Below are 15,693 nucleotides of genomic sequence, written 5' to 3'. Positions count from 1 at the left end.
ATACCTTAATATCTTATCCTAAAATCATCTGATCCAGTTTCCGCAGATCTTCGATATGTACCTGCATCGTTTTTCCAATGGAAGCAAAGCACAGATCGGTTCCAAGCGCCCGGCCGCAGATTCTGGAAATCATTCCCTTCTCACCGCCGGAAATGGAAAACACCGGACGATCCAGCCAATTCTTTTTCGCGTCAATCGTGACCTCCGCTACCTTTACCACATCTCCATAGCTTTGAGGCGCAAAGGAATATTTGGGAATATCCGCACCGAGATCATACTCTTCCCGGATAATCCTTTCGATCTCTTCCTTCTCCGGAGTCGCCTCCCAATCATGATGAGCTACCAGAAGCAGCACGCCGTTGGCATGGGCAAGATCGCGCAGCTTTTTGATATATGCTTCTCCCTGGGTCAATTCGATATCCACAATGTCGATACAATCCGAAACAACCGCTGCTTCCACAATCGAGCGCTTTGTTTCCTGATCAAAATCCTGCTTTCCTCTGTCGCTAAAATCGCGGCAGGTAAACAGAATCGGAGTGTTTCCCATAATCGAACGAATCGTCTGGAGCGCCTCGTCGCGGATTTCCTTTTTCTCAATCCCCTGAAGCGCGTCTGCTCTCCACTCAATCATATCCGGCTCATAGGCCTTGGCCTGCATCGCCTGATTTTTCATATCCTCCATATCGACTGCCATTACGGGAATTGTAATATGCAGATTTCCATCTCTAAAATTCGGTACAACGCCTTTCATCGATACTCCTCCTTTGGTGCCTTCCGGTTAGTCCTCTACCTGATACTTAAATACAGCCTTTAAAATCGGCTCCGGTTTCCCATTCATGATTCCTGTCCGATGCACCTCTCCGGGCAAAACCAGGGCAAAATATCCAGGTTTGATCCAGTACGTGCCATCCACCGGTCCTTCGTATTCCCCACAGTCATTGGGAACAGAGAATTCGTGCAAAGGAGTTACTTCCGTCAAATCTGCCGTCTGGACGCCTTCCACTCCTTTGATCATGTAATGGATGTCCGCCCGGATCGCATGGGCCTCAAAAGGAGCGTCCGCCTCCGGCTCTGTATCGTAAACCTTGGGAACTACAAACTTCTTGATGCCATCCAGCACGATTTTCTTCTCTGGAAAGTTCTCTTCGGTAATCCCTTCCAGATAGCACAGCGCCTCATATAGTTTGGGCATATCCTTATAACGCTCTTTGTTTTTAATAGAATCGTAGATCATCGTGTTTCATCCTTTCTTTCTATTTCCATCACTTCTGCGCAGAACTGATTTCTTACAAATTTTTTCTATTTGGATACAGCTTCCAAAGCCTTCAGGTAAAAGTCTACCACTTCATCGCCGACTTCTTCCCGGATCAACGGCCATGCCGTTTCCGAAGCAACCGTCTTCATCTCGTCAAAGAGCGTCTGGTTAAACCGGAGACAGGTGATGTTCGCCGCTTCGAGAGCCGTCCATCCTGCTTCCACATCCTGGGCACTGGCCGCGGTGAAGTCTTTGCTGACGCCTGCCATATACTGATCAAACCAAGCCTTATCGCCGTCAGACATGGACTCGTATACGCTCTCGCTCATAACTACCATATTGATCTGAGACATATCCATCGTCTCAATGACATATTTGCAAACTTCGTTGATCTTCCGGCTCTGAATTCCGCTCATGGAGAATTCTACGCCGTCAATCAATCCCTGCTGCATGGAAAGATAGATTTCCGAAGCGTCAATCTGGATCGTATTGGTGCCTAAGCCCTTCCAAAACGCAATCTGGTACTTGTTATTTAAGGTACGCATATCCAGGTTCTGGAAATCTGCCACCTTTTCCACCGGCTCCGTGCTGGCCAGCAGTTTGCTCGCGCTGGTATCCCAAGCGACAAGACGCAGGCCCGCGGCCGCAAACCAGGTCTGAAGCTTTTCCATAAACTCTGCGTTTTCAAACAAAGCGGCGAACTGCTCCATGGAAGTTGCCGTACAAGGCATATCAAAGATTCCCATCTCCGGAATAAAACTGGTCAGAGACGCTGTGGTTACGATGACCATCGGCAGATTTCCGTTCTGGCACTCGGTCAGCATCTCGCTGTCCGTCCCTAAAGAAGAGGAACCATAGTAGGTCATCTGCATCTTACCGCCGCTGGCTTCCGAAATGTCCGCCTGCACCGCTTCAAATACGTTGGAAGTCGTGCTTCCAGCCGTAGAAGAGCTGCCGATATTAAAGCTATAGGTTCCCTCCAATCCGCCGGAAGCTTCCGTGGTATCCTTGCTTTCTGCTGGAGCTGCGCTTTCTGTTTTCGCGCTGGTCGACGGGGAAGTGGTCTGGCCGGAATCACCACCGCAGGCAGCGAGACCCAAAATCATAGAAACAGACAATAAAACGGCAATTGCTTTCTTCATAAGAATTCTCCTTTCCAAGTACAATCTTGGTCATAAAAATATGTTTTTTTCTTTACCTTAAGATATCAATACCGTCGCAAACCAAGGTACGAAGGCGATCACCAACACTGCCAGCAAATTAGCGGCAATAAAAGGCATTGCCTTGCGTCCCAAGTCAAAACTGGAGGACCCAATCATCGGGGCTGCCACAAACAGGTTCATACCAAAAGGCGGCGTCACAAACCCGATGGAGAGGCAGCAAACCATCAGCAGCAGAAAATGGATGCTGTTCATCCCATACAATTTTGCCAACGGCAGGAAGATCGGCGCCAGGATGACATTGGCCGGCCCGCAATCCATAAACATGCCGATGACAAAAAGCAACACGATCACCATAATCAAAAAGACTGCTTTGTTGGGAACCACGGAAATCACCCAATTGGCCAGCGCCGTCGGTGCTCCCGTCAGTGTGAAAATCTTTGCAAAGGCTCTGGCTCCGCACAACAAAATCGTAATTGGTGCCATGGTCCGGCAGGCTCCCATGAGAAATTGCGGAATATCCTTGATCTTTACCGTCCGATATACAAACAGAGAGATAAACAGGGCATAAAATACGGATACGCAGGCTGCTTCCGTGGGAGTTACAACCCCTCCGTAAATACCGCCTAAAATCAAAACAGGAAACAGCATGGCAGGGATGCTCCGAACCAAAATTTTTCCTACTCCAATTGCTTTCAAACGGTCGTAATTGGCCGCGATCTTCGCCTTATCTTCTCCGCGGGTCTTGCAGTAAAAGATCGTCCATCCCATCAAAAACACGCCGATCAGGCATCCGGGAATAATGCCGGCAATCATCAGATCGCCGATGGACTCTCCCGTAACCGCACAGATGGTCACATACGAATTGCTGGGAGGAATAATGACAGCCAATCCGGCGGCAGTTGAAAGCAAGGCTCCGCAAAACAGTTTGTCATAGCCCAAATCATCGACCAGAATCGGAAGCACCATGGCCCCTACCGCCGCACAAGTGGCCGGGCCGGAACCGGATATCGCTCCAAAAAACAGACAGGTAATGATCGCAGCTACCGGCATTCCTCCCGCGCGCTTGCCTGTGATTAAAGCAAATACGTCAAACAGTTTGCGGGAAACGCCTCCGCGGCACATGATATCGCCGGAAAGCATAAACAGCGGAAGCGCCAACAGCGTGAAACTATCCACCCCTCCGATCATACTGCGAATCACGTAGGGGACGTCCGCTCCAAAAGATCCTGACAAAAGGATCGGCACAAGAGCCGAAGCAATGATTGCCACAGCAATCGGCAGCCCCAAGACTAAGGCGGCGCCAAAAATCGCTAACATCCAACCGATCGCACCCATTATTTCTCCTCCTTCGTCATGTTCTTTGTCTCTTCCTGCGCCGGGCGGCCAAAGACCTCCCGTGAAGTCCGAAATACCCGCTGAATCCCACGGAGTACTGCCAGCCCTAAGGCAAAAAACGGCATTCCGTACAGCAGAATCATGTTATACCCCAAGGTTTGGCTATAGGTCGGCCGGACAACCGCATTTTGAAGAACAAACCACGCATGGTAGAACAAGAAACTCCACAGAACCAGGCAGAAAATATCGCCGAAATACATCAGGTATTTTTTCATGCGTTCTGGGAACAGACCGACGATAATATCTACCTTCAACATCCGATTATCCCGGATACACATGGGAATGCAGAAAAAAGCGATGTAAACAAAGCAATAACGGGAAACCTCTTCCGGCCAGGATAAGGTGTTTTTCGTGACTACCCGCAGTACAATCTGCAGAAATAGCAGACAGGCAATGACCGCCAACAGGATGGAAAGCATGATTTCCTCCAAATGGCTGTCGAGCCATTTCAAAACTCTCGTCATTTCCATTGATCTCCTTTCGTATCATCAGGGCCAATCCATTCTTATCCCTGAGGCGCCACCCCAATTTTGCTAAGGAAGCCATAACCACCAGATAAATTCCATACAGTGTAGCCATTCTGCATCAAAATCCGCTGAGCAATGTAGCCGCGGATTCCCACCTGGCAATAGAGATAAATCGGTTTTTCCCGATCCAACTCCCCGATGCGTTCTCTTAGCTCATCGACCGGAATATTCACACTATGCCTCAGATGGCCTTCCCCATACTCTTCCTCGGTTCGGACATCTAACAATGTGATCTCCTGCTCATCCAATTTCGGAAGCTCATGCCAATGCCAGATTGGAGAAAGACCTCCCAAGACATTTTCCGCCACATAGCCTGCAAAATTTACCGGATCCTTGGCGGAAGAGTACGGCGGCGCATAGCATAGGTCGAGCTGGGTCAGATCTTTCACGTTACCGCCAAAATGAAGGACGGACGCGATCACATCGATCCGCTTTTCTACGCCGCTCTCCCCAACGCACTGGGCGCCTAAAACCTTTCCATTCAAATCGAAAAGAAGCTTTAAGGCAAGAGAAGTGGCTCCGGGATAATATCCCGCATGGCTTAGCGGCATCAAATAAACCTTCTCATAGGAAATTCCCGCAGCCTGCAGCATCTTCTCATTGGCCCCCGTGCAGGCAGCCGTCAGGTCAAAAATTTTGATAACGGAAGAACCCACGGTACCAGGATAAGTTTCTCTTGCTCCGACCAGATTGCCCGCGGCAAGTCTTCCCTGCTTATTTGCCGGACCGGCCAAGGGCGTCATTCCCTTGCTTTTCAATACGGCGTTCTTGATCTCAATCGCATCACCGACCGCATAAATGTCCCTTTCGCTGGTTTCCATGTATTCATTGGTCTGGATACCGCCTCTGGCGTTTAAGTCCAGCCCGGCAGTTTTTGCCAAGCCGCTGTCTGGGCGAACTCCAATGGCTAAAACAACAAAATCGCATTCCAGTACTTTCTGCTCCGGCAATTCCACCAGATATCCGTTCTCCCCCTCCCGAATCGCCCGCGCCTGGGCATTCAGATAAAAGCAAATTCCTGCTTCCTCCATCCGGGTTTGAAGGATGCGCGCCATTTCCGCATCATAAGGAGCCAAAATCTGGGGAGCAGCTTCCACTACGGAAACCTGAATTCCCCGCTCTGCCAAATTTTCGCAAAGTTCCAGGCCGATAAAACCGCCTCCAATGACAACGGCCTTTTGGCATGCCTGATGATCGACAGCTTGACGAATCCGGCGCATATCCGCCACATTTCTCAAGGTAAATACCCGTGGCAGCGCAGCGCCTTCCATGGGCGGCACAAAGGGCTCCGCGCCGGGGGACAAAATCAGCTTGTCATAGGTCTCCTCATATTCCGTACCATCTGCCAGATTTCGTACCCGCACTGTTTTTGCTTCTTTCTGAATCGAGATAACCTCATGGCGGACCCGGACCTGAACCCGAAACCGCTGATAAAAGGATTCCGGAGTTTGCAGCAAAAGTTCATCCTCATCGACAATCACTCCGCCAATGTGATAGGGCAGCCCACAGTTGGCATAGGAAATATGCTCGCCCTTTTCCAACATAATGATTTCTGCCTGCTCATCCAATCTCCGCAGTCGTGCTGCCGCGCTTGCTCCTCCGGCCACTCCCCCTACGATAACGACTTTCATCGAACTATTTCCTTTCTCACAGGACAAACCGTCCTGCTTTCTGGCTATGTAATTCTTACTCTTCCTCGGCTTCCTTCTCCAGGTATTCGGCGTAGATGGCGTCGATATTCGCCACTACCTTATCCAGGATTTCTCCCGCTCCGACTTTCACTGGCGTACAGGTATCGTTTTCATCCCGGAAATGCTTTTTGATCTCCTCGCATTTCAGGCAGCCATACTTCTCAGAAAACAATTCCACATACTTAATTACAGCCGCCTTCATCTTCTTGTTTTCTGTGGGTTTTGCTTCCCCATACAGAAGTCCCAGAGCAGACAGGCTTCCCAATAAAGCGCCGCAGGTATTCTCCGTCTGCATTCCAGCACCAAACGGAATAATGGCCTGCACAAAGGCTTCATCCACACCCAATTCATATTTCTCATTGGCGGATCGGAATAAATTTTCTGCACAGTTGGTGTGATACAGCGGTTGTTCTTCCTCTTTCATTGCAGCTTCCGCTTCTACAATTTTTCGAACGTAACGTTCCATTTTGATCACCTCTTTTCTTTCTTTGATTTATACGCTAAATGGGAAACGTGACTTTCAGCCGCTCTCCCAAATGGCTCCATGAACCAATTTTTCTTCTAAGAAACAAGAGAAAATGTTTTACTACTTCCCTATATTTTCTCTTGTTATCTCTATTTCACGTTCCTATTTCCCATTTGTGTGTTTCTTCTTGATGTTCAAAGCTTATCATGGTAAACTGATACTGTCTAATACTTATTATCCTCACGAACCATAAGTTAAAACTTATAGTTCCAGTAAAAGGTAATGTTCATGGAGGACCCTGAATGACGTTAAAACAGCTTTCTTATTTTCAAAAGCTCGCGGAAACACAAAACTATACCCAGACAGCCAAAGAGCTCTATATTTCGCAGCCCAGCCTGAGCTATACCATAAAAGAGCTGGAAAAAGAATTTCCAGCTCCTCTCTTTGAAAAAGAAGGAAACGGCAATCGCATTCGCTTATCACCGAGCGGTCAGATTTTTTTGAAATATGTACAAGATGCGCTTCAGAATATTGAAGATGGGAAGAATGCAGTTTCACAGTATATTGCTTTAGAAGAAAACATCCTGAACATCGGATATATCCATACGTTTTCCCTCTCTAACATCATAAAACTTTTTCATGAATTCCAAGCGCAGCCCTGCGGAGGAATGATTACGCTGCGGCAGGAAATATCCAATGAGGACTCGAAACTATTGGAGCAGCTGCGTCTGCAAAAATTAAATTTTGCTTTCTGTCTGGAACCAACAGACGGAATCAGCGGTTTCCCTTTCTTTCAGCAAGAGTTGTTTATCATCCTCTCAAAGGATCATCCTCTGGCTGAACGGAAATCCCTGTCCTTTGAAGATATTCAAAAAGAGCCTTGCGTTCAGGTCGGCCATGCCCATACCATTAACCGCATTGTAGACGGCATCTTTCAGAGCCATAACTGTACCCCCAGGGTTGCCTTTGAAGCGGGAAACCTTGGAGTCGCGCTTGCCTACGTGCTGGGCAGCCATTGTTACACCATCGCGCCCCAATTGCCTACTATGGATTTCTCTCGGCTGACTGCTTTGTCTCTCGAAGGGATTTCTATGTGCCGCCCGATTTATTTCGCCTGGAAAACTAATAAAAAATTCAGTAAAAATGAGCAATTGTTTTTTGACTTTGTCAGTCAGTCGCGAGCATCCTAAAGGTGCCACATTTTATGGGTAAGCAGCGAAAATGTCTTCGTGCAAAAAAGCTGTGAAAAATGAAGTTTCATCCACTTCATTTTTCACAGCCTCTTGTTTTGTATATCTATGTATGCTTTCTTTTATTTCTTAGCAGCAGCTTCCTTGGCAGCCTTTTTTGCTTCACGGCGTTTTCTCCAGAATGGCGTCTGTACTAGACACATCAGGACGATGACGGCGATCAGCACAAGGGAAATCGGACTAGTAAACATGTCTCCGAGGAACTGCCCAAAGGAATTCCGGCTCAATGTCAGATCTCTCCGCAGATTCAGCTCAAACATCCGGCTCAGGATAATTCCCAGGACCAATGCGCCGGTAGGGAAATCATGACGACGGAGGAAATAGCCAATGATTCCGAAGCCTGCCATCAGGAAAATATCCACGATATTGTTGTTGATGGCATAGGAACCTACCACGCAGAGAACCATAATAATCGGAATCAAGATGGACCGGGGAATCTCCACGATTTTGGCAAACATCTTAATGCCTGACATACCCACGAAGAGCAGGGCGATATTTGCCACGATCAGACCGCCGACGATGATACCGACTACGCCGGGATTTTCAATCATCATCATGGGACCCGGATTCAGTCCATGGACATAGAGCGCTCCGATTACAACCGCCGCATAGGAATCTCCCGGCACACCAAAAGCCAACATCGGGATATAAGCGGCCGGTACAGCTGCGTTGTTGGCAGATTCCGGAGCTACTAGTCCTTCCACCGCGCCCTCGCCGAAAGGTACCTTCGGATTTCTTGTAACCCGCTTGGCATGGTCATAGGCAAAAAGTGCGGCGATATCTCCGCCGGTTCCAGGGAGCGCTCCGATGAAAATTCCCATCAGGGAAGTCTGGATCGTCAACGGGAAATAGTGTACTACATCTTTAAAGTTTGGCCGAATCTTATCGATCTTTTGTTTGACGCTGGCTGCAAACTGAACGTCGCGGATCTGGATCAGCGCCTCAGAAAAGCCGAATAGACCGATCATTGCAACGATATAGCTGATGCCGGACATCAGATATGGAACTCCGAAGGAAAAACGCTGCATTCCGTCGGTGGCGTCCATGCCGATGGCGCCGATAAAAAGTCCCAGGGCTCCACAGAAAATATTCTTTACAAAGGATCCACCGCCCAGGCTGGCGATCAGCGTCAGACCCATGGCGGCCAGCAGGAAATAATCCCTAGGGGCAAACTGCAAAGCAAACTTTGCAACCAGCGGCGTAGCAAAAGTCAGGAATACACAGCCGATCAAACCGCCCACCACCGACTGAACTACCGTGATACTGATGGCTTGAGCAGCCCGCCCCTGCTTTGACAGCGGGTACCCGTCAAAGGCCGTAGCAATCGCAGACGGCGCTCCTGGGATATTGATAAGAATGGCGGAACGGGAACCGCCGTAGCAGCCGCCCACGTGAACGCCCATCATCAGAGCCAGAGCCGGCAGAACATCCCAACTGTAGGTAAAGGAAATCAGAAGGGATACAGCCATGGTCGCGGACAATCCAGGAATCGCGCCAACATACATGCCGAGAAAAACCCCGACCACCAGCAAAAGAATCAGCGTAGGGTCTGTAAACAATACCCCAATGTTGCTTAAAATACTTGAAATATCCATGGTTTCCTCCTAAGGTAGCAAGACTTTAAAAATGATACGAAATACAACGTAAATTGCCGCCACACTTCCGGTTCCGCTCAGCAGAAGCACCCATGCTTTTCGTTTTCCCTTACTCAGATAGAACATGATTGCCAGAATAAAAATCAGGGAGGAAGGAATGAATCCAATCAATCCCAGAGCAACCATGTAAACAATCACCATGAGAATAGAAATCAGTACATCCCTGGGAACCTCCTCTTTAGCCGCCTCCCGGATCAGCTCTCCGGCTCCAGAATATTTTTCTACATCTTTCGGGAGCCTTTTTGGGGTTCCGATCAAGGCAATCAGACAACACAGCAGCATCAGTCCCGACATCACGGTCGGAAAGGTTCCGGATGAATTGATCGCAAACTTTTTCTGGCTAAAAATTTCCAGGGAACCTGCGAAGGCCAGCGCACTAACCGCAGTCAGGATCACCAACAGCAGATATTCCCGAAAGGCAAAGGTCCTTTTTTCTCGGTCCATTCTCGTTTCCTCCTTATAAAAAGGCTGCCGCCAGACAGCGGCAGCCCTGTTTTTTTATTTCGTCGGTCTGGGAACGCCGTACTCGGTCGGCTCCACAGTAGTCACGCCTGCATCGTACAACAGCCAGCAGGTAATGGACTGCATGCTCTTCATGTACTCGTTCGCTTCCTCCCCAGTCAGTCCGATCGGAATCGTGCCGGATGCCTCCAGGTATTTCTGGAAGTCTTCGCCCGCGTAAGCTTTCTTCGCTGCATCTGTCAGTTTATCCACGATGGCCTGATCGGTTCCTGCTTTCACAGAAAGTCCATAGAATGGACCCCAAGGCAGATAGTCGTTAAACTTTTCATCTACAGAAGTTGCCAGCGGAACACCTTCAAATCCGTATACCTCCTCGTCAGAGAAGACTAGCAGAGGCTTGATGTTGCCGGACTGCACCATCGGAACAGCCGTGAAGCTGGTGCAGACGTGCAAATCGATGTGTCCGCCCATCAGTGCAGTCAAAGCTTCGGAGTCACCGTCAAAGCTGACCATGTTGAACTCTACTCCCAAAACCTGTTCCATCATAATCCGGATGATATCCGGCAGAGTTCCGGTTCCGCAAGAGCCTACGGATATAGTGCCCGGATTTTCCTTTGCCGCTGCTAAAACATCCTCAAAGGTTTGGTACTTGGAGTCCGGTGCAGTAACCAGAACACCGCAGCCGCCGCCTGTCACCATGATCGGAGTCAGATCGTCATAGGTGATATCAATGATGTCCAAAGCCTTAAACAGGGTCGTACTCTCCGAGTGGAAAAGAAGGGAGTAGCCATCCGACTCCAGTCCCAGCACGTGGGCCGTTCCTACTGATCCGGAGCCGCCGGATTTATTCTGGAGAACGATGGATTGTCCAAGAGCCGCCTCCATCCCTGGCGCAATTGCTCTGGAAATGGTGTCTGTACCGCCGCCTGCTCCGTAGGTAATGTAGCCCTGCAGATCATGCTCCGGAAAAGCGATATCGCTTCCGCCACCTGCAGTAGTCTCTGTTGCTTCGCTTTCAGCATTCGTGGCAGCCGCCGCCTTGGTCGTATCTGCCTGGGTTGTGGTTTCTTTGCTGTTTCCACAAGCTCCCAGAGACACTGCCATCACCGCAGCCAACGCCACACTCAGCCAACGCTTCATCTTCATATCAATTCCTCCTTACTTTGTTTTACTTTTTCTCTTTCCTTTTTGGATGTCTCCATCATAGCGAAAACGTTTGAAATTGACCATGCATTATCTTTCCCACCCTGTTTTAATATTCTTGGAAACTTTTTTCCGAATTATAGGATTTTATGGGGGCGTTTAATACATTTGGTGTCTTATCTTATTCTCTTTTAGAATAATCAGCAAAATATGATTGAAAAAAAAGGGAAGTATCGCTAATATTGTTATTAAAAAAGGAAGGTGTTTTCATGTATCTGCATACGTTTGACTCGGAATATTCCCCGATTCTGCGGCCCGGAGCCCTGCCCCGCCTAGAAAGGATCAGCCATTCCTGCAACAATCCTTCCTGGTTCTATACGCTCCATCTCCACAAGGACCGCACGGAAATTATGTTTATCGCCGACGGTGAGGCTACGATTACCATTGGACAGCATGTCTTTTCCGCAGGAAAAGGCGACCTGTTCCTGATCGACCGCGGTGTAGTACATGCACTGGAATCCAGCAGGGAGCACCCCAGCGATATCTGGTGCTGCCTGCTGGCAGACGTGGATTTTACTGAAACTCCTTGCGGTGATCTGCTTAGCGCCAGGGCAAACGCAGGAGATTTCTACAATTTTCTGCTCAATACATTCCGGACGATTCAGGACTTTTCCTATCAAGAGGACTCTGCTTCCTACGAAATCTGCCGCCACCTGATTTCTGCCTGCTTGATCATTTTCCACGAGCTTCTACTGAACGCCCACTTTAAGTTTGAAATTAGGAACCCGACCCTGGCCCAGGAAATTCTTATTTACTTGAATGAACACTACAAAGAAAAAATAGACCTCGAACTTTTGTCCAAGGTCTTTTTCACCAGCGCCAGCCATATCAGCAGTGAATTTAAAAAGGAATTCAGACTATCTCCCATCAATTATTTGATTGATAAGAGGCTCAGCGAGGCGCGCTGGCTCTTAATTAATACCAACGAAACCATACAAAACATCGCTGAACGGGTCGGCTATCCCAATCACTATTACTTTACCCGACTGTTTCAGGCAAGAACCAGCTTTACCCCGTCTGACTATCGTGAAAAATACGGAAGCGAAAAGGGCATGGGATAATCTACTCAATCTTCCATGATTTCCCCTTCTGCATCTCTTCCAACACATTTTCCGCGGTTACCACTACCGCTTCCTGTCGATAGACGGCCGGAATTTCTTCTCCATTGAGGCAGCCGCGGGCTGCCTCGATCCCGTCGCAGATCATCTGCGGTTGCAGCACCACAGTGCCGTAGACGGCTCCATCCAAAATCCGGTTTAAGACCTCTCGCTGACCGTCGATACCGATCACGACTGGTTTTCCCCATAGCCCATTTTCCCGCAGTGCATCGCACACTCCCAGCACCATCATGTCGTTCTGGCAGAGAATCCCGTGGATCTCCCACAAATTTAGACAGGCCTGCATGACGCGTTTGGCATGTTCCCTGTCATAATCTGCGTCATAGCTTCCCACCAAATTCAGCCTCTCAATTTCTTCCCAGGACTGCTTTCTGCCCTCCTTACGGCTGATGACGCTGGAGACCTTTGGCGCTCCCGTCAGCTCCACCACATTCCAAACCTCCTCCTCTGGGTATTTCTCCTCCAGACCCTGAAGCATCAGGTCAGCCGCCATCTTTCCAATTTCTTCATTGTCGGAGGTGACAAGGCTGGCCACGGAAATCCCCTGAGTCATGTCCAAGGAATCGTCCACTACCACGACTGGGATTCCTTTTTCATTGGCATAGCGGACCATGGGGATCGGTCCGTCAATGGTATTAGGAACCAAAACCAACGCGTCTACCTCGCTATCTATCATATCCCTTAAATCTTCATTTTGTTTTTTCTGGCTTCCTTCTCCGTCTGCTAGAATTATCTCCACGGACTCGTTATCCTGATATTTTTGCTCCACCAGGCTTTTCATTGCGCTGCGGTATACGGAATCGGTGTGAGGCAGGCTGACGCCGATTCGACAGCATGCTGTCTCCTGCGCTGACGGCTCCGCCGCACAGGACGCACCCAGGATAACCAAGCAGAAAAACATGGCAAGTCTCTTTTTCACCTCTTCTCCTCCCCAATCCCAAATGATTTCAGCAAATTTTTCTCCCGGTACTCCGTGGGGGTACACTGTTCCAATTTCCGAAAAACCCGCATAAAATGCTTGACGTCACGGTATCCCACCTGCTCGGCAATCTCATAGATCTTTTTCCTACGGGTATGGAGCAAACGTTTCGCCTCCTCCATCCGAACCTTGGTCAGATAATCGGAAAATCCCATGCCGTCAATCTCTGAGAACAACCGGGAAAGGTAGGCGGGAGTCACATATACCTGCTGAGCCACCTGATCCAGGGTCAACTTCTCCGCATAATTCTCCCGGATATACTGCTCCGCCTCCCGGATCAGAACTTTCTTTCGATCCATGGGAAGCTTTAGGTCCAAATGTTCTTCCTTTGCGGCTGTCTTCTCCTGTTCCCGGATCTGCCGGACCAGACGTTTCTCCTCGATCCGCTCCACACATTTATAGACCGCCTCAAACATTCGGTCCTCTGAGGCCGGCTTCAAAAGGTATTCCACCACCACCCCGCTGGCCAGCATCTTTCTGGCCGCTTCAAAATCGCTGTAGCCGCTGAGCGCAATCACCTGCCCCTCCAGCCTTTCTTCCTTCATAACCTCCAGTACTTTCAAACCGTCGATGCCAGGCATCCGTAAATCCAAAATAATGATATCCGGACGCTGCCGCCGGATCAAATCCAGAGCCGCCAAGCCTCCGGATGCCTCATAGAGTTCCTCCACGCCCAGCTTTTCCCATCGAATATCCTCCAGCGCATGTTTACGGCTGATCGCCTCATCGTCCACCACCAAAAGCGAATAGGAATCTTTCATTTTTTCTCCTCCCAGATCGGCAGGGAAAAATGTACTTCAGTCCCCTGCCCTTCCTCACTGCTAATTTCCAGCCCGCAGCCCTCCCCGTAAGTCAGACGGATCTGCTCCGTAATATTTTTCAGCGCATAACTCTCCCCCTCAATGCTGTTTCCCTCTAGCAACTCCTGCCTCAGCCGCCTGAGCGTTTCCGCCGGAATTCCCTTCCCATCGTCTCTCACCTCAAAGTACAGACAGGTTCCCCGGCGTTCCAGGGTAATCTCAATGTGACATACCTGGTCCCTATCCTCATATCCATGAACGATCGCATTTTCTACAATCGGCTGAAATAAATATTTGGGTACGCAAACGCCGTCCAACTCCCCACCGATATGGAACTGACACTGAAGCTGCTCCCCGTAGCGGATTTTTTGAATCACAATATAATACTGCATCAGCGAGACAATCTGAGCCGCTGGAACCATTTCCTTTCCTTCCGCCAGGCTCAAGCGGAAATACTGGGAGATCACCAGCATCATATCCGCAGAGTTTTCAGCCCCCTCCCGGCATGCCTCGCAGTAGACCGCATTAAAAATATTATACAAAAAATGTTCGTTCATCTGGGAATGAAGGTTTTTGATCTGTGCCTGTTTACGAAGAAGATTCTGCACATAGACCTCATTGATCAGGTGGTTTAGTTCCTCCATCAAACCATTGTACCGACCGATCAGAAAGCCGATCTCATCCGCCCGCTTTCCACACTCCACCGGATACATCTGCCCAGCCCCCGCGGTCCGCATAGAGCCCACCAGAGCATGGAGCGGTTCAAATACCTTTTCCTGAAGCAGCCAGGCGCCAGCCAGAGCAGCCGCAATACCAATCATGGCAAGCACCGTGATGTAGGTCATCTCTCCCCAGATGCTATTATCCAGCCTTGACATCGGTACGATACTCAGGTATTTACAGCCCGTCTCCACCGAGTGATAGAGAACTGCCAAGGATCGTTTTTCCCCGCTCCCCAGAAACCGGGACGCCTGGCTCTCCTGGCTCTCTAACATCTGCTCCAGCTGCTGCAGCTCCTCTTCCCGCCATCCTCTTTCCCAGTTCAACGGACTTGCAGCATGAAGGCTGCCCTCATAATTTTGAAACAGCGTGATTTCTTCCTCGTAACCGGTCCGATTCATCAGCCCCTGCCACGCCTCTGTTTTGAGAGTACAGAGCACGGAAACATTTTTACTGGAAACCTCAGACAAGGGAATCGGGCAGAGCAATCCCAGAGCCTCCATATCTTTCCCTTGCTCCGAGGGGAGAGTAAGCCAAGCCGTTCTTCCCATCCAGCTGGAATCATACTGCTCCACCAGAGACTCTCCCCAGCCCTCTTGGGATGAGATGAGGCTCCCACTATTTTCAAAAAGCAAAAAAATTGTGTCCAGCAGCTCATTTCCAGAGATATGCTGATTCAGAGATAAAAAAACCTTGCTGGCGGCCTCCTCCCTCCCTTCATCCATGCTGACTAGATAATTTTGCAGCCAAAAACAGAACTCCTCGTCGGAGGCCAGCGTCCTGGCAAAATCCTCCACCTCTGACATCATATATTCCATGTGGAGCGAAGTAACTGCCAGGCTGTTCCCAATGGTATTTCTCGCATTATCCACGGTTCGTTCTGCCAGAAAATGATAGTAGCCATACCAGAGGATACAAACCGGAATCAGGATGCAGAGCATCGTTAGAGCCGGAACTTGAAACGAAATCCTCCGATACCATTTAATATGATCCATGTATATTTCCTCCT

At 49.3% G+C, this 15,693-nt stretch carries 15 protein-coding genes; 2 read left to right on the top strand and 13 right to left on the bottom strand.

The annotated features are described in order from the left end of the window. Window positions 1-13 precede the first annotated feature (13 nt). The 7 genes from aroD to ACCC71_RS02750 form a co-directional block, all read right to left on the bottom strand. The gene (gene aroD / locus ACCC71_RS02780) at window positions 14-751 is read right to left on the bottom strand and encodes a type I 3-dehydroquinate dehydratase (RefSeq protein ID WP_434310914.1); all 738 of its coding nucleotides are present in this window, start codon (window positions 749-751) and stop codon (window positions 14-16) included. 27 nt (window positions 752-778) lie between these two features. Then, window positions 779-1,234, bottom strand: coding sequence for a YhcH/YjgK/YiaL family protein (locus ACCC71_RS02775; RefSeq protein WP_434310913.1), 456 nt, complete (start codon window positions 1,232-1,234; stop codon window positions 779-781). 65 nt (window positions 1,235-1,299) lie between these two features. Next, window positions 1,300-2,397 (bottom strand): TRAP transporter substrate-binding protein, encoded by a 1,098-nt coding sequence (locus ACCC71_RS02770; RefSeq protein ID WP_434310912.1) that lies wholly within the window; start codon window positions 2,395-2,397, stop codon window positions 1,300-1,302. 57 nt (window positions 2,398-2,454) lie between these two features. Further along, complete coding sequence (locus tag ACCC71_RS02765) at window positions 2,455-3,753, bottom strand: TRAP transporter large permease (RefSeq protein WP_434310911.1); 1,299 nt, start codon at window positions 3,751-3,753, stop codon at window positions 2,455-2,457. Beyond that, window positions 3,753-4,277 (bottom strand): TRAP transporter small permease, encoded by a 525-nt coding sequence (locus ACCC71_RS02760; RefSeq protein WP_434310910.1) that lies wholly within the window; start codon window positions 4,275-4,277, stop codon window positions 3,753-3,755. The genes ACCC71_RS02765 and ACCC71_RS02760 overlap by 1 nt, the downstream gene beginning before the upstream one ends. 41 nt (window positions 4,278-4,318) lie before the next feature. After that, the gene (locus ACCC71_RS02755) at window positions 4,319-5,971 is read right to left on the bottom strand and encodes an FAD-dependent oxidoreductase (RefSeq protein WP_434310909.1); all 1,653 of its coding nucleotides are present in this window, start codon (window positions 5,969-5,971) and stop codon (window positions 4,319-4,321) included. 55 nt (window positions 5,972-6,026) lie between these two features. Next, entirely contained in the window at window positions 6,027-6,497 is a 471-nt protein-coding gene (locus tag ACCC71_RS02750; RefSeq protein ID WP_434310908.1) for a C-GCAxxG-C-C family (seleno)protein, read from the bottom strand. Between the two features lie 302 nt (window positions 6,498-6,799). Between ACCC71_RS02750 and ACCC71_RS02745 the strand changes: the two genes are divergently transcribed. Further along, window positions 6,800-7,687 carry a LysR family transcriptional regulator gene (locus tag ACCC71_RS02745; protein ID WP_434310907.1) on the top strand — a complete coding sequence of 296 codons (888 nt, stop codon included), beginning with the start codon at window positions 6,800-6,802 and terminating at the stop codon, window positions 7,685-7,687. A 122-nt stretch (window positions 7,688-7,809) separates the two neighbouring features. Here ACCC71_RS02745 and ACCC71_RS02740 read toward each other — a convergent pair whose 3' ends face one another. From ACCC71_RS02740 to ACCC71_RS02730, 3 genes are read right to left on the bottom strand one after another with little or no spacing between them, the layout of a single operon-like run. After that, on the bottom strand, window positions 7,810-9,342 hold the full coding sequence (locus tag ACCC71_RS02740) for a tripartite tricarboxylate transporter permease (protein WP_434310906.1): 1,533 nt from the start codon (window positions 9,340-9,342) through the stop codon (window positions 7,810-7,812). A gap of 9 nt (window positions 9,343-9,351) precedes the next feature. After that, window positions 9,352-9,846, bottom strand: coding sequence for a tripartite tricarboxylate transporter TctB family protein (locus ACCC71_RS02735; protein ID WP_434310905.1), 495 nt, complete (start codon window positions 9,844-9,846; stop codon window positions 9,352-9,354). Window positions 9,847-9,900: 54 nt separating this feature from the next. Next, on the bottom strand, window positions 9,901-11,010 hold the full coding sequence (locus tag ACCC71_RS02730) for a tripartite tricarboxylate transporter substrate binding protein (RefSeq protein WP_434310904.1): 1,110 nt from the start codon (window positions 11,008-11,010) through the stop codon (window positions 9,901-9,903). A 266-nt stretch (window positions 11,011-11,276) separates the two neighbouring features. Between ACCC71_RS02730 and ACCC71_RS02725 the strand changes: the two genes are divergently transcribed. Continuing rightward, window positions 11,277-12,128, top strand: a complete 852-nt coding sequence (locus ACCC71_RS02725; RefSeq protein WP_434310903.1) for a helix-turn-helix domain-containing protein — start codon at window positions 11,277-11,279, stop codon at window positions 12,126-12,128. Between the two features lies 1 nt (window position 12,129). On the opposite strand, the gene ACCC71_RS02720 is transcribed toward ACCC71_RS02725, so the two are convergent. Genes ACCC71_RS02720 through ACCC71_RS02710 form a run of 3 tightly spaced genes read right to left on the bottom strand, consistent with a single transcriptional unit; the run spans window position 12,130 to window position 15,679 of the window. Further along, window positions 12,130-13,104: a sugar ABC transporter substrate-binding protein gene (locus ACCC71_RS02720; protein ID WP_434310902.1), complete on the bottom strand. Its 975-nt coding sequence runs from the start codon at window positions 13,102-13,104 to the stop codon at window positions 12,130-12,132. Next, the gene (locus ACCC71_RS02715; RefSeq protein WP_434310901.1) at window positions 13,101-13,925 is read right to left on the bottom strand and encodes a response regulator transcription factor; all 825 of its coding nucleotides are present in this window, start codon (window positions 13,923-13,925) and stop codon (window positions 13,101-13,103) included. The genes ACCC71_RS02720 and ACCC71_RS02715 overlap by 4 nt, the downstream gene beginning before the upstream one ends. After that, complete coding sequence (locus tag ACCC71_RS02710) at window positions 13,922-15,679, bottom strand: sensor histidine kinase (protein WP_434310900.1); 1,758 nt, start codon at window positions 15,677-15,679, stop codon at window positions 13,922-13,924. The genes ACCC71_RS02715 and ACCC71_RS02710 overlap by 4 nt, the downstream gene beginning before the upstream one ends. Between the last annotated feature and the right edge of the window lie 14 nt (window positions 15,680-15,693).

Origin of the sequence: Hominifimenecus sp. rT4P-3 (assembly GCF_051055405.1) — a bacterium.
Classification (GTDB): domain Bacteria; phylum Bacillota; class Clostridia; order Lachnospirales; family Lachnospiraceae; genus Pseudolachnospira.
The sequence above is the reverse complement of the archived record's forward strand: the minus strand, read 5'-3'. Positions and strand labels throughout refer to the sequence as shown.